Here is a 15,407-nt window from a genome sequence, read left to right on the forward strand (position 1 = left end):
ACTTTTTTAATATGAAAAATGAGGATTCTATGGCAGGAGTAAATAAAGTTATTATTGTGGGTCATTTGGGCAATGATCCCGAAATTCGCACAATGCCGAATGGTGATGCCGTTGCCAATATTAGTGTCGCAACCAGCGAAAGTTGGAATGACCGTAACACGGGTGAGCGTCGCGAGATCACAGAATGGCACCGTATCGTCTTCTATCGTCGCCAAGCAGAAATTTGTGGTGAATACTTACGCAAAGGTTCACAAGTTTATGTAGAGGGTCGTTTACGCACCCGCAAATGGCAAGATCAAAATGGGCAGGATCGCTATACGACAGAAATTCAAGGTGATGTGATGCAAATGTTAGGCAGCCGCAACCAAAATGTTGGTGGCTACGGCGCGCCGGACATGGGACAAAGCAGCCCACAACCGTCTTATCAAACCAGTTATAATAGTAACAATCAGCCTTCTCGTCCTACACAACAGCAAACATCACAGGCTGAACCGCCAATGGACGGTTTTGATGATGATATTCCGTTCTGAATTCCATATACAGAAATTATGTAAAAATACATCGTAGAAACCAGAGAGAAGCCTTATAAAATAAGACTTCTCTTTTTTTACATGTTTTAAAATATCTCTATTTATTAGCACTTATAAATTTTTTATAAAATTCAGATAATCGGTATAAATTATAATCAACTCTTTTTCAAATGGAGAACACTTTCCTTTACTAAATGAGTAAAGAAAGTGATTTTCCTGATTTTTATTCAACTTTGTAGATTGTCCTGTTCTCCCCGATTATGTCTGCCCGAATCGTATTTTTCATAAACTCTCTAAGAATTGACCGCACTTTTTGAGGTATTCATCTCATCAGACAGGAAAAATTGAGCCTGCTGTTGATGCTCTAAGTTATAGTTTAAACTTAATAAGGGGTAATCACGCAAAGTGTGGCGGTTTATGGTGAGTTTCAGATGATGTTCAAAGTACTAAGGACGAAGGACGGTCGCCGGCCAGATTTACCTTATAGCTGGGGGACTTATAATGGGTACTCACAAAGCCTGCTACAATCCCAATGAAAACTCACCACATCAAAACTGTATCTCTCGCCAGTATCGAGAGTGTAGCGCTAGCCGAATTGAGTTGGTATAAATAATCCTTTATTTAATGTAAAACGTTGTAAGATAAAATATGTTTATTTTACACACAACTAAATAAAATAGTTATAGTGAATCGGAAATACTCCCCGTACATTTGTAATTTAAATCATGAGAGAATCTCTTCTCAGATGTACGTTTTATTTTAAACAAACTTATCGATTAAATTTATAATAAAAAATCCGCACGCTAATATTAATTTTTCACATGCGGATTAAACTAAAATGAGGTTTTTATTCAGAGTCATAAACTCCAACTAAATAGGCTTGGGCAAGAATATGATCTTTCATTGCAAAATGTAGTTCATTAAATCTAAAACCCGGCTTTAAATTAAGTTTTTTATCCAATGCATACACATATAATTCATAACGATGGGGTTTATTTGGCGGAGCCATTCCGCCATATCCGGAGGCCTCTGCAATAGATAGATTATTTAATTTACTTGCCCAACTATTTGCGCCCTGAACAAAATCTTTTGCCGAAATACTTTCGTTTTCCGCAACTGAAGTACGCTCCAGATCAGCAATTAGCCAATGAGTCCACACAAATCCGGCAACTTCGGCGGCATCTTTATCTTCAAAAACAACCGCAAAGGATTTAGTATTTTTCGGTGCATTTTTAATTTCAAAGGGAATTGAGTATGATGGCATACCGTTTACGGTAAATTGCGTTCCCCGTTTACCGTATTTATCGTTGAATTTCCCATTTACAATAGCAGAACTGGTTACTTGCATCACATTTTCTTTTTGCATCATAGCCCGATTTACCGGTTTATCCTTCATCATTGATTGAGCATAACCGTATTGAGGAAATACTGCTAAAGAAAAAATCATCAAGCCGATAAGTTTAATTAGCGTTGTCATAGAATATGACTTTATATTTTTCATACATCTCCTTAAATATCACGAAAAGTTTATCTAATGCCAAAAATTATTGGCATTTATTTAGACGTATAAAAATCGCTATTCTGACATATTTTTAATTAAAAATCAGATCTATTTAAATATAAAAAAATAACTCAATCCATAAAATGGATTGAGTTATTTTTAATAAAATTAAATTTATATTGCTATTTTCTTAATACTCAAAAAAGAAAACTCGGTTTACAAAAATTTAATCAAAGGAAGATATTAAAAACTTGGTTTTTTAGATGAAGATCGACCAACCTCTTCTTCTATTCCGATGATTTGCTTAAAGCTCTCAAGTAATTCTTTCTCATTATTAGCTTGATAATAATGTTCACCAACACATTTTTTCCACGCTCTCACTTGATTAGCCGGCGGATTAAATCCGAAAGCAACAAAACCAATACGGGTAGGCTGTTTTCTCTGTGATGGATCTTGTAATGAATCTACTTGGTTACGTATAGCCTCACACATTCCTCCGTCTAATAAGCGAATTAATGTCTGATCGGTAGGACGATTATCCATTCCATCTGATAAAACTAGCATAACTCTCTGAGTGTTTGATCCTAATTTTGACGGTTCTGCGTTGGGGTTTGTATTCTTATCCATCATAATGTTTGCCCCTATAATCATACCAGAACTTGCAGCCGTACCTCCTTTAGGATAGAGCCTTTTTAATATTTCCATAATATTCCTTTTATCTTGACTAAACCAAGCTTGAGTTGTTTGTTTTCCTTCATTCCCACCTAAGCAATATCTTCCATTGTTAAAAGTTAGGCTATAGTTGATTTTTGATCCGTTAAAAGAATATATCTGATCGATCGTTCTTCGTACATCTAAATACCGGTTAAAATCTTTCATATCCCAGTCGTACTCCAAAAGTTGTTTTTTTATTCTAGACTCTAAACGACTATTTCCATAATATGGTAATACACAGCTAGATTCACCTCTTTGTTTAGCTCCTGCAGCGAATGCTGTAAAGCCGATTCGATTAAAAGGACTGACTTTTTCCGGTGCTTTCGGAGGTAGTAAAATATCCTGAATATTTCCGACCACACGTCTTAAAATATTAATTTTGCTCTGAGGATCATTATCTTTCTCCTTTCTACCTTGCGTGTCTTCTCCAACACGATCCAACATAGAGCCGGAAAAATCCAGAACTAACATTAGTTCAACCGGGATTGCTCCTTTTTCTTTAACCGCATAGGTTTTTCCCGAACCAATCTCCGTTCGCCCCACTTTTAATAAACTTTGATCAAGCGCTGATTGTCCCCAAGGTAGCCAAAATTGGCGATCGACACTTCCTTGTACGGAACAGGTAACAAATTCTTTACGAACATAAGGATTTTCTTGCTTCTCTTTTTTCTCACAGGCATAGTCAAAATCCTTTGTGATAATTACCGGTTTTGATTTTACATTTCCCGCTCCCGACTTATCCGAACGTAAATAGTATTCGGCTATACCGTGAACCAATTCCAAATTTCGTTTATGTTGTTGGGCTGCAAATTTCCCACCTTCTCCCGCTTTCGCAATTTCTTCCTTACTTGGATTCTGCCGTTTCACATCAGAATGTGCCTTATTCTCCCTTTCTCCGTTATTTTCGGCCACTAAAACTAATGCGCCCTGATCCGTAGCCTGAGCTAATCTGGCTTTATCCAATAAAATACCGGAACCGTCCACGGCAAAGCTGATAAGAAATAATAATGGAAATGCTAACAATGCGGTCATTACTGCATAGACCCCGCTTTCATCGGAATAAAAACGTTTCAATGCTTGGTAGCAATAAACAATTAAATCTTTTTTTCTCATAAAATTACCTTTAAATTAGCGGGAAACCGAGAATGATGATGAACGAATCATCCCCCATGATTGATTAGCTTTATCTAACAGTAATGCTTTATCGACACAAAGGGTAACTTGATAAAGAGGGATTTTTCTTTCATTATTAATTTCCGAGCGCGGTGATAACTGACTCAGCTCATCAATTTTCCGATAAGGTTTGCATTGGGATGAATTTCGCTTTGAGCTTGAATTACCTTCCTGCCAATGCTCTAACACGATATATAGGTCTTTCTTGCTTTCTTTATCTCCATAAACCAAACGCTTAGCCAATTGTTCAAACTCTTTTAAATCTTGATCATTAATTCGGGCTTCTCTGTCATATAATTGCGTGCGTTCACGCAAAATATTCACTAATGAATAAGAAACATTATCTAATTTTCCCATTGTAGAGCGTATAATCACCAAATCGGCCAAAAAAGCGAAGATAAAAGCCAAAAAAATTAGCATGAATACAAACTCAATACTGACCGAACCTCTATTATTTCGATAAAATTTATTAATTAAATTGCGATCTTTCATATTCCTGTACCACAACAAATTCTCTATTAAGTAGCGATCGAGTCCAAGATTTAGGAAAAAATGGTAACGGAACCAAAAATTCATAATCATAACGTAAAGAATACCGAGCTAACGTTGCATCCATACCATTAGGGGAAATCAATTTTCCATCATTACCGATTTTAGGTTGCCTAAATTTTTCATCTAATAATGCGGAAATACAACTGCGTCCAGTATCACAATCTACATATTTAACACTAATATCAAAATCGTTCTTTTGGAGCTGGGCCAAATATCCAATGGTCGATTCACCTTGTAATTTTCGTTGTTCTTTCAATGCTTTTCTAAATACATCTTCATAGTTTCCCGTACTGTTTAGATTTTCATTTTTTGCGATTCTGACACTTTCCGCAATAGCCAGATCCCAATATGAGGTAACAATAGTTAAACGACAAAATTCCAAAATAAGCACGACCACGAAAAAATACAACGCAACGGTAAAACTAAATTCAACACTAGAAACACCCTTTATATTAGATAAAAATTTTCTCATCATCGGTTTCTATTTCCATATTATTTAGCAACAACTTTAGAAAGGCGCTCCGTTTTCTTTAATGCTTCAATTAAATCATCAGGAGAAGTATTTAGACTCTCTTTAACAATAATGTTTCTGGCATAATCTATATCTCCATATTTAATTAAGGCAAAAACTAAATTATGTAACAGACGCGGCTCTTTAATTCCGTTAAGATATTGAGGCAATAATAAAGAAACCGCATTATGATAATCTCCATTAATAACACTTAACATAGATAAATTATTAATTGCAGTCACATCATCAATAAATAGTTCACGTGCTTTTTGAATATTTGTATGTGCATCCTTTAATCTCCCCAATTGTGCCAAAGCAATTCCTCTTAAATTATAAGCCTCACCATTTCTAGGAGATGTTGATAATATCGAATCAGATGTACTTACCGCATCATTATATTTTTTCAATTGAATAAAATTCTTAACTTGTAAGATTTTCGATTTTTCAGTTAATGGATTATTCATATTGAGCAATGGCTCCAAATAAAGTAAAGAGGACTCACTGTCACCATTTAAATAATAGTTATTTGCTAATTTATAGCGAACCATTGGATCTTCATTATCTTTTAAAACATCACGATAAAGAGAAATTAAAGAACTATAGTTTTTAGTACTTTCATACAAAATTTCTCTGGATTGAATATTTTCAGGTGTTAATTCACCTTTATTTGGCAATAAAACTGAGCAACCTGTTAAGAAAAGGAGCGATACACAAAATAATACATTTTTGAATTTAGAAAACATTTGGAAATACCCTCATTACACCTGGTGCTAAAATTAAAATGATAATTGGAAACATAATAAAAAGAATTAACGGAACACTCATTTTTGCTGCTAATGTTCCTAATTTTTCTTCTATTGCTAATAATTGCAATTCACGGATATCCGTGGATAATTGGGTTAATTGAGAATAAATCGAAGAACCAAAATTTAAACTCTGCTGTAAGACGGTACAAAACATTCTTATTTCTACCGTAGGTAGAGAAATAGAAAGATCTTGTAATGCTTGTGAAAGCCCTGTAATTTCTGATTTACGAATTATTCTCAACATAAGTTAAATCTGAATTTAACTTTTTAAAATCTGTCGCTACCTGCTTTAATGCTGCATCTATACTGATTCCCGTTTGAACCTGCACAGCAACCAGATCAATAAAGCCTGGCAAATCTGCCATGATTTTTTTAATCTTATTCTTTAAAATAAAGTTAGTTAAAATACTAGGTATGAGAATAATAAAAGAGACAATTAACGCCATACCAAGCGATAGATCCAATGATTTTTTATCTAGATTAAATAAATAATAAATACCTATCCCAAGAAAAATAAAAAGTAACTTAACTTTAATATTTTTATCAATAATCCCTAATGTGTTAAGAATAGGGTTATTGTTAATCAGTAATAATTCAAGTTCAACTTGCTGCTTTGATTTTCCGTTATTAGATTCTTCGGCTCTTTTATTTTTCGGCGTTTCCCCTGCTATAACCCTCTTATTTTTCTCTAATCTATTTTTATGCGACAATGCAAAAATTAAGATAAAAATACTTAACAATATTAAGCAGAAATAAAATAGGAACATTATGTTGCCCTCCTCATTAACCACCAAATAACCATCATCCCTAACAATTCACTACCGAATACATAATATAAAATCCAGCGACCACTAGGGTTATTAATTAAAAAGTCAAAGTTTTCAGGCATAAAAAATTGCATAAAAAGGAAAAAACCGATTGGAAAACATCCGACAATCAGAGCGGAGATTCTTGCTTCCGATGTCATTGCCTTCTTTTTCTTTTCCATCTTCTTGGTATCTACAATTAATCTTCCTAAACGATTTATTACTTCTCGAATTTGTCCGCCTCTTGATAAGTTTGTGCGAATAATAATGATGAAATAATAAAATTCTTTATAAGGATAACGAATATAGCTATCATCAAATACTGCAACCGGATCTTCACCAATCGATAATCTTCTATGGATATTTCTAAATTCATTACCCAACGGACCCGGCAAATCTTTACCACAGCGCTCTAACGCTTGTAAAAGTCCCGCGCCCGCACTGATCGCAGAATTTAAAATTTGAATAACATCAGGAAAGACTTCTGTGAACATTTTCTTATTTCTACGCTGCCCTAAATACCAAACCGAGAAAATAAAGAGAACACTAAAAATCAAACAAAAAATCAATCTATCAATTTTTATATACAATATATTTAAATAGAAAAATGAAATAAATATTAGAAAACTAATAAAAATATTACAGACTAACTTTTGTTTATCTCCGATAGTAAAATAATATAGCCACAAATGTATTTTATTTTTTAGCTCTTCCAATACATTTTTAATACTGTTTTTACTATATTCTTTTTCATTTATTTTTTTACTCGTTGCCGTCCAACTAATCGCGGTATATAAAAGTAATAAAAAACCGAAAGAGAGGATACTGTAATAGAGTAAGTTCATTTAGTTCTCTTCCTCAAAAATACTTTGCAATTGTTCACTTAAATTAAACACTTGAGCATTTTGATAAACAATTGAACGGGTTAATAAACCATGAGAAACAAACTCACCAATAATCTTTCCGTTAGCGTCACGGTATTTACTCGGCTTATAGGAGAAAATATCTTGTAAGATAATCTGACCGTTTTCCATGCCCATTAATTCGGTAATGTTCATAATTTTTCTTGAACCGTCATTCAAACGAGAAGCTTGCACAATAATATTGACAGCAGAAGAAATATTACGGCGAATGGCTTCAAGCGGTAATGAAGCATTAGACATCATAACCATACTTTCCAAACGCGCTAGCGCATCACGCGGGCTATTGGCATGGAGCGTGGACATTGAGCCGTCATGCCCTGTATTCATTGCTTGCAACATTTGGAAGGCCTCCGCCCCACGGCATTCTCCGACGATAATTCTCTCCGGTCTCATCCGCAATGCGTTAATCACCAAATCCTGCATCGTTACTTCACCGGTATGTTCTACACCGGCAAGTCGGGTTTCTAAACGCACAACATGCGGTTGATTTAAACGTAATTCCGCGGTGTCTTCTAACGTGATAACCCTTTCCTGATGAGAAATATAATTGGATAGTGCATTTAATAACGTGGTTTTTCCCGAACCTGTTCCGCCGGAAACAATAATGTTTATTCGAGATCTGGCAGCAATAATAAGAAAATTAGCCATATCAAGCGTCATAGATCCATAATTAACCAACTCTTGTAAGGTTTTTTTCTCTTTACTAAATTTTCGAATAGAGATTGAGGTACCATCCAATGCAATGGGGGGAATAACAACATTTAAACGGCTACCGTCCGGAAGTCGAGAATCAACCAGAGGACTACCGTCATCAATACGGCGCCCAACTCTTGCGACTAAGCGTCTGGCTATATCGGTTAACTGCCCGTTATCAATAAAAACTTTATCCGTTTTTTCTAAAATACCGGAACGTTCAACCCAAATATTATTAGGCCCGTTAACCAAAATATCATTAACGCCGTCATCGTTCATTAAATCGCGTAACGGCCCGTATCCTTCAATTTCATCAGCAATCATTCCCGCAATCATCATAAGGTCAGATGAAGTAATATACATATTATGAGTTGCCGTAACTTGATTAACTATTTGAACAAGTTCATTAATCAATTTATCTCTTTCATGCTGAATCTCATCAATTTTCTCAATATCAAGATTACTTAACACTTCACTTCGGAGAAAACTTTGCTGTTCTTTATTTAACATTCTCTTCCTTTATTTAACGATTAATGAATGATTTGACAAATGAAGAGAAAAAACCGCTTTTTTCTTTTGCTTTATTTCCTGTTCTAGAAACTGAGCCAATAACTTTCATCATTAATGTTTCAATTTCTTTACGGCCTTTTCGTCCTAAATTAACGGATAAAATATTTCTTATACCGATATTTTTCAATACAGGGATAACAGCATCAACTGGCGCGCCCAATAATGTTTCTATATCGGTTTTAACCATTAATTTAGACGTTTCCAATCTGCTGTCGGAAATACAAATAAAGGTTCGAATCGGCTTACCTTGCATATTTCTCATTCTTTCGCATTCTTCCAAAAATTGTTTTGCCACCCGCAAGGAAGCGATACGCCGCTCCACGATTAGTAGAAAATTATTACTATGTTCAAAAAATTTCGGCAGATCGTCTTTATTCACATTGAAAATCGGTTGATCATAAATAATAAAATTGTATTTATCGGTAACAGTCGTCGATAGGTCGGATGGTGCTCCGCTAAAAAGATCAAAATTATGGCTATATTCCACAATATCGCCCTGTAATTTCTTATCAAAAAGCAAATCCAAATCTTGCGATCCGTTTTTTCCTTGGGCTAATAAAACAGGCACTTTTTTATTTAATGCAATTTGATTAGCAATATTCGAACTAATTAATGTAGCCCCAATTCCCCCCTTACAACTTAATACACTAACTTTCACTGTATTTCGTACTGTCGGAATATCCACGCCGACCGCAATATTTTCTACCATTTGGTTAATTTGAGAAGATGTGTGGAAATAAAGGATTCCTTTATTTAACAATTGTTGAGAAAGTGAAATAGAATCACTTTTTCCGATAACACAACACCACACACTCTGTGGAATAATGCTATAAATCTTATCGGTAATAATTTTTGCATCATTCTCTTCTTCAAGATCAACAATAACGCCAAAAGTGTCCTCGTTTGAAATAGCAATATTAGAAATATCAAAGAGATTTTTATTAATTATTTCAATATTTTCTAATGCCCTTATTCGTAGCAGTTCCGCAATTCTTGTCGCCATATCCTTATCAGAGGAAATAACCACAATTTTACGCATATTGCCTGTGAGTATTTTTTCATTATCAAGTAACAGCATAATTTAATTTCTCACCTAAAACTTCAACTGAACACGGCTATTACTTTTTACTGCACAATTACCGTCTTTACTTAACATATTATCAATCGTCTTCCCCGGACAATTCGCAGCCTCTACTACAATTTGTTCTACTTCGGCATAAAGCGGATAAAGGGCAACTTTATTTGGATTGGCAATAAGTTGAATACGTTGGGATTCAATCCCTCGATTAAGTAAAACTTTCCGAATTTCGACCGCACTTTGATAAGCCTCTTTATTCGCCCATAATAAGCGAACTTGCTTGCTGCGATCTCTTCCCATACTGCCCAATACCGCTTGTAAAAGATTGCGCTGTGTCGCTTTAGCATAATCGGAAAGTGCATAGCGCTTGATAAGCATCCGATATTGATCCACTTGGTGTGGAATATCCGCATTATTTCTTAGTTCGTTTGCAGTCATTGCTTCGGCAGAAATAGCAGTAATTGAAGCGGATAGCGATAATAAAATCATAAATATTTTTTTCATTGAATAAACCCACCATTTTTCAAGAAGTTAGTTGTTAATGTCCGATGATAAATATTTTTAAACGGGGTTAAATTAAAGAAACGCTCCATCGTGCCGGTTTGCTCAAGTGTCGGATAGACAATTTGATCTTCAGTAACCGGTTTTACGATATTAACCGTTGCAACAACGACCAATTCTCTATTTTCACGTGAAGTTGATGCATTACGAAAGAATGAACCGATAATCGGTAAATCGCCTAACAAAGGCACTTTATTTAAATTTTCGGCATCAAGAGAGTTAATTAAACCGCCGATAATAAAACTTTCTCCGTTAGCAACCTCAAAGACGGATTTGGTTCTGCGCGTATTAAAATAAGGAATGCTACCGATATTTTCATAATTATAGTTACCGGCAAGAGTGCTCACGTTTTGATCTAAAATTAAACGAATCCGATCATTTTTTTGAACCTTCGCCCCGACTGCCAGCTTTACCCCATAATCTTTATAAATAATGGTCGCATTGCCGTCTCTGTCCCGTTGTGCAAACGGAATTTCGCCACTAACCAAAATTTCTGCGGTTTCTCCCGATAACATTGAAATATTCGGCTCAGCTAAAATCTTACCGTTATTACGGTTATCCAATGCACTGATAAAAGCGGACAGCCCATTAGCATTTAATTGCAAAATACCACTTGTTCCGTTAAAACCGCCTCCTTTAGACCAAGATCCGCCTAATAACGAACCTGAACCGGCTAAATGAGACCAATTAATTCCCAATGAATCGGAAAATTTTTTATTAACCTCAACAACAGAAAGCTTAACGTTAATCTGGGTCGTATCATTAACGTTTGAATGATTAATCACGCCGTCATATTGGTATTTATCTAAAAAAGTAATATGTTCATCGCTACCGGAACTACTTCCGCGAAATTTCACTTCCGTCACTTTTTTACTTGCGCCCAGCGCTTCCCCAACAATGCGATTTATTTCATCACTTTCTTCTTGGCTGCTTGCTTTACCTTCAATCACATAAGCCTTACCTACTTTTTTTACTAAAAGTTTGGTATTTGGAAAACGTGCTTTAATTTGTTGGTTCGTATCTTCGATGTTATTAATCAATATATTCACATTTACCGTATCGGAAGTGAGCTTATTTCCTTCAGCATCAAAGGCCGTCACCTCCGCTCTTCCCTCTTCTTTGGCGTAAATAAGAAAACTCGTATCATCGAGAATTTCATAATCCGCCACATTCGGTGAAGAGACAAAAATCGTATCAATTTTTTGATCCGTTTCGATAAACTGGCTTTGACCTTGTTCTAAATTAAACGTTTTGGCTGAAACAATATTAGAAAATAACAATATTGTTCCGCTTAACAGCAAAGTTAGCCCTATATTTTTCACTGGCTTATAGTTAATTAACATTATTATTGACCTCTTAATTTTCGAATAGATATGCCACGATGTTCAGAACTTTTATCCCTTCCTTCTGAGGGTAAAAGAATCAATTTTGATTCTTTATATAATTTATAAAATTTAGCAACCTGTTCCACATTAACTTTTACGCTAATATATCCGAAAGTATTTGTATTACCCGAAGAACTATTCTTTACTTCTTCATCATTAAAGGTTCTTACTTGTAATACTAATACCCTATCTGCAATCTTAGCTAAATCCGAACGTTCTCTTATGCTCCCTCTATCGTCCGAAGAAAAATATTGACTATAAATAGAAACATAATCTCCACCTTTAACCGTATCTAATAAATAGCGTTCACTTTCATTAATATTAATTCGAAAAGCAACTTCCTGCTTCGTATTAATACTGGAAATAAGGAATTTAGAATCAGTAGGTGAGATAATTGTAGAGGAAGAAAGTAATGAGCCACCCTGTAAATTCTCATTAACTAAATACCCCTGTAACGTCGTAGAAGAATCCTTTATTACTTCTTTTAAATCATATTCAGCCATAGGGCTATTTTCAGGAACCGTAATTTCATTGAGAGAATAATCATCAGCCTGTAAAAGCGTTCCTTTTACTACATCACGTTTTAATTCCGCTAATGTAATCAATTTTTCTATCTTATTTTCCTGATTTTCTTCAGTAGAATGACTTTGTGTAGAATTAGTATTTGTTCCTTCGTTTCCTGATGGAATAAACAGAATACCGCCAACACCGACAGCAAGAATAAGGAATGAAATAATAAATAACATTCTATAGTTCATTTTTGTACCTTAAATTTAATTGAAATAAATTCTATTTAATTATATGAAGTATTAACTTTAGTTTTCTAACCGAATAAAATCGAATTAATAAAAAAACCTGTACTAATTGCCACTCCATAAGGCAATCCTTTAGTCTTTATTTCATTTTTAAAAAATAGCCAACCAACGATAATCAACAATAACCCTGAAAAGGTAGTAAAGAAGAGAAAAGACATTATTTGAAAACTTGGTATAGCCAACATTAATACACTAATTAACTTAATATCTCCGGCGCCAATAACTTTTAGTGTAAATAAAATAAAACCGACAGACAGAGAAACCAATGCAGGAAAAATAAAAACAGTATCGTATTTTAAATAAGTAAATATCAAAATAACGGCTAATAATAATGTAACGACTCTATTACTAATAACTCTTACACGAATATCCGTCCATGACAGATTAATTAGTAACAGAATTATGAAAAAATTCAGAAGAAGAATGATACATTCTTTCATAGAATTAGCCTTTACTTAACACCGAATCGGAAACAGACTGAGTTAAAAATCTAAATTTTTCACCTAGTTCAAAAAGAAACCCTTCTTGTCCTAAAATTGCAACGACAAAAACGGCAACAGCGAACCCGACAAGACCATACTCGATTGACGTAATACCTTTTTTATCAAGTTTAAATTCTTTTAGATAAAGAAAGGTTGAAGTAAAAAGTTTATAATTCATATTATTATGACAATATGGAGAGCGGTTAATAGATTTAATAAATAACCGACCTCCATATTTCTCCTTTATTGAATTTTATAAAGGCGATTATTGTTTCTGAATATTAGCGTCTTTAATTGTTGTCGTTAAAGACTCAAATTTAGCTTTTAATTGTTGAATAAAACCATTGTCATTATAGAACACTGCTACGATTAACACGGCTACCGCTACAGCAATTAAACCGTATTCAATTGCTGTTACACCACGTTCATCTTTTCTAAAATTACGGAATGCTTCGGTTACTGAAATATATGCTTTAGTTGTTAATTGACTTAACATTTAAAAATTCTCCTAAAATAAATTTACTAATCTAAACTCTTTTGAAAGAGCCTGTATTTCAGCTTTTACTTTTCATTTCAAAGCTAAAACTTCCTCATTGTAAAAAAAAACAAGCCCTTTTTGATAAAAAATTAAAATTTTTATCTTAGGTAAAAAACTAGAGTTAAGATATAAAAAATAAAAGACAAGTTACGATGTCAGTTTTTTAAAAAGAAAGTCACTAGAGAGGGGGGAAATGAAGAGATATATCACTCATAAATCGTCAATTTTCAATCGTTATTCATCAGCAAAATAAAAAAGGTTGGCAAGTTGATCTTAGACACTGAAGAACACTCAGGAAACAAAACTATTGCATAAATCATTCACCAGCTTATTCATACCGCTTGTACCATTATTGTTATCCGTTAATTTTTTCCGCTCTAATCTATCAAGTTGTGCCGTAAAATCCGTCCAGACTGTTTTATCTCCCGACCATTTTGGAAAATACTTTTAAGACTCGACGTTCTCATTGCCCGTTTCGTTTTAATACTTTAAAATTTTTGTTCATAAAATATCCTTGTTGTGGGTAAAAATTAAATTTTGAATACCCTCAATCACAACGACAACAAGAAACTCACTTTAAGATTTAGAGAATTAAATACACCGGAACAGCAGAGATGTCAGACAATATTCCTATCAGTTTTATTTTGCCTATCTATAACGTACAGGATTATCTCGCGGAGGCAATTGAAAGCATTTTGAAACAAGCGGTTTCAAAAGAAATTATCTTAGTTAATGACGGTTCAACGGATAATAGCTTGGCAATTGCCTTACAGTATGCAAACAAATATTCGTTTATTCAGGTTATTCATAGTCAAAATAAAGGGGTAAGTGCCGCAAGAAATGCCAGTTTACGTTTGGCCCGAGGGGAATATGTTGTTTTCTTAGATCCGGATGATTACTTAGATGATAACGCTGATTTTCAATCACTGTATGAACTCGCTCAAACCTACCATGTTGTAAAGGGTACTTACCGAAAACGGTTTGATCATCAATTATTCCTATGCAAAGCGATTTTTGACGAGGTCACTCCACAAACCGGCTATATTTCCTCATTAATTGACTGCTTTACAACCTCATTACCGGATAACTGGTTTATTCAGATTGCCTGTTTTATGATTCGACGTACTGTGCTATTGGAAAACCAAATAACCTTTGATACCACATTACCATTCGGCGAAGATACATTATTTAACGTCGACTTATTCTCTTTAGAAGAAAACGTGTTGGAAGTTGGTTCACCTTTGGTAGTCTATCGTAGTCGCCCAAATAGCGCAATGAGTCAGCCCGTCACCGAAACAAGGCTGATTTCACAATATCGATTGATTGAAATACTGCGAAGCCGATTGGAGAAAACAACCAACCCGGTACTTAAATCTTGTATCACACAAGTAATAAGCCTCAATTGTCGGCATCTTGCCCAAACCATTGAGCATCACCCAAACTTGGAAAAATATCAGCATTTAATCACAGAAGAAATGAAGGTATTTATGCAATATACCCAATTAAATTTCTTTTCTAAATAAAACGGTTTTACAAACAAATAAGCCTATGTTGGAGCACATTACATTTAGACCAATTGTAGGTAAAAAGATGGAAAGAGTTGTGGATTCTTTTTAAAATCGGACAAAGCCAAACAGTCAAATTGACCGTTGATTTTGAATTTAATGCAACACAAATTTATATCCATTTTAAAATTCGTACCATGATTCACCACTCCGGAAAATCACAATGAGAAAATCTCATCCGTAAAACACTAAAAACACATTAAA

The 15,407-nt window shown here is 34.4% G+C and carries 16 protein-coding genes and 1 pseudogene; 2 read left to right on the forward strand and 15 right to left on the reverse strand.

Annotated features, from left to right (window positions below; all coding sequences use genetic code 11):
- Positions 1-29: 29 nt before the first annotated feature.
- Positions 30-530 carry a single-stranded DNA-binding protein gene (locus PNEUHYL_RS10650; protein ID WP_059368086.1) on the forward strand — a complete coding sequence of 167 codons (501 nt, stop codon included), beginning with the start codon at positions 30-32 and terminating at the stop codon, positions 528-530.
- An 847-nt stretch (positions 531-1,377) separates the two neighbouring features.
- Here PNEUHYL_RS10650 and PNEUHYL_RS10655 read toward each other — a convergent pair.
- From PNEUHYL_RS10655 to PNEUHYL_RS10725, 15 genes and pseudogenes are all read right to left on the reverse strand, one after another.
- A complete protein-coding gene (locus PNEUHYL_RS10655; RefSeq protein ID WP_059368871.1) occupies positions 1,378-1,878 on the reverse strand; it encodes a YbhB/YbcL family Raf kinase inhibitor-like protein in 501 nt (166 codons plus the stop codon).
- Positions 1,879-2,274: 396 nt separating this feature from the next.
- Positions 2,275-3,858, reverse strand: coding sequence for a pilus assembly protein TadG-related protein (locus tag PNEUHYL_RS10660; RefSeq protein WP_059368088.1), 1,584 nt, complete (start codon positions 3,856-3,858; stop codon positions 2,275-2,277).
- 15 nt (positions 3,859-3,873) lie between these two features.
- Positions 3,874-4,410 (reverse strand): tight adherence pilus pseudopilin TadF, encoded by a 537-nt coding sequence (gene tadF / locus PNEUHYL_RS10665; protein ID WP_059368090.1) that lies wholly within the window; start codon positions 4,408-4,410, stop codon positions 3,874-3,876.
- Positions 4,388-4,942 carry a TadE/TadG family type IV pilus assembly protein gene (locus PNEUHYL_RS10670; protein ID WP_059368872.1) on the reverse strand — a complete coding sequence of 185 codons (555 nt, stop codon included), beginning with the start codon at positions 4,940-4,942 and terminating at the stop codon, positions 4,388-4,390. Before PNEUHYL_RS10670 ends, tadF begins: the two co-directional genes overlap by 23 nt.
- A 20-nt stretch (positions 4,943-4,962) precedes the next feature.
- A complete protein-coding gene (locus tag PNEUHYL_RS10675) occupies positions 4,963-5,724 on the reverse strand; it encodes a tetratricopeptide repeat protein (protein WP_059368092.1) in 762 nt (253 codons plus the stop codon).
- A pseudogene (locus PNEUHYL_RS10680) lies at positions 5,714-6,554 on the reverse strand (type II secretion system F family protein). The gene PNEUHYL_RS10675 and the pseudogene PNEUHYL_RS10680 overlap by 11 nt, the downstream one beginning before the upstream one ends.
- Entirely contained in the window at positions 6,554-7,438 is an 885-nt protein-coding gene (locus tag PNEUHYL_RS10685; RefSeq protein WP_059368094.1) for a type II secretion system F family protein, read from the reverse strand. The pseudogene PNEUHYL_RS10680 and the gene PNEUHYL_RS10685 overlap by 1 nt, the downstream one beginning before the upstream one ends.
- Positions 7,439-8,719: a TadA family conjugal transfer-associated ATPase gene (locus PNEUHYL_RS10690; RefSeq protein WP_059368096.1), complete on the reverse strand. Its 1,281-nt coding sequence runs from the start codon at positions 8,717-8,719 to the stop codon at positions 7,439-7,441.
- A 13-nt stretch (positions 8,720-8,732) separates the two neighbouring features.
- Positions 8,733-9,857 carry a CpaE/TadZ family protein gene (locus PNEUHYL_RS10695; protein WP_059368098.1) on the reverse strand — a complete coding sequence of 375 codons (1,125 nt, stop codon included), beginning with the start codon at positions 9,855-9,857 and terminating at the stop codon, positions 8,733-8,735.
- Positions 9,858-9,872: 15 nt separating this feature from the next.
- Positions 9,873-10,361: a hypothetical protein gene (locus tag PNEUHYL_RS10700; RefSeq protein ID WP_059368100.1), complete on the reverse strand. Its 489-nt coding sequence runs from the start codon at positions 10,359-10,361 to the stop codon at positions 9,873-9,875.
- Positions 10,358-11,761: a type II and III secretion system protein family protein gene (locus tag PNEUHYL_RS10705; protein WP_059368103.1), complete on the reverse strand. Its 1,404-nt coding sequence runs from the start codon at positions 11,759-11,761 to the stop codon at positions 10,358-10,360. The genes PNEUHYL_RS10700 and PNEUHYL_RS10705 overlap by 4 nt, the downstream gene beginning before the upstream one ends.
- Before the next feature lie 2 nt (positions 11,762-11,763).
- Positions 11,764-12,549, reverse strand: coding sequence for a flp operon protein C (locus PNEUHYL_RS10710; RefSeq protein ID WP_077665810.1), 786 nt, complete (start codon positions 12,547-12,549; stop codon positions 11,764-11,766).
- Positions 12,550-12,626: 77 nt separating this feature from the next.
- On the reverse strand, positions 12,627-13,058 hold the full coding sequence (locus PNEUHYL_RS10715) for an A24 family peptidase (protein ID WP_059368111.1): 432 nt from the start codon (positions 13,056-13,058) through the stop codon (positions 12,627-12,629).
- A 4-nt stretch (positions 13,059-13,062) separates the two neighbouring features.
- Positions 13,063-13,278: a Flp family type IVb pilin gene (locus PNEUHYL_RS10720; protein ID WP_059368115.1), complete on the reverse strand. Its 216-nt coding sequence runs from the start codon at positions 13,276-13,278 to the stop codon at positions 13,063-13,065.
- A gap of 87 nt (positions 13,279-13,365) precedes the next feature.
- A complete protein-coding gene (locus tag PNEUHYL_RS10725; protein WP_059368117.1) occupies positions 13,366-13,596 on the reverse strand; it encodes a Flp family type IVb pilin in 231 nt (76 codons plus the stop codon).
- Between the two features lie 656 nt (positions 13,597-14,252).
- Here PNEUHYL_RS10725 and PNEUHYL_RS10730 point away from each other — a divergent pair.
- On the forward strand, positions 14,253-15,161 hold the full coding sequence (locus PNEUHYL_RS10730; RefSeq protein ID WP_059368120.1) for a glycosyltransferase family 2 protein: 909 nt from the start codon (positions 14,253-14,255) through the stop codon (positions 15,159-15,161).
- Positions 15,162-15,407 lie beyond the last annotated feature (246 nt).

The organism is Rodentibacter caecimuris, assembly GCF_001019715.1.
GTDB lineage: Bacteria > Pseudomonadota > Gammaproteobacteria > Enterobacterales > Pasteurellaceae > Rodentibacter > Rodentibacter caecimuris.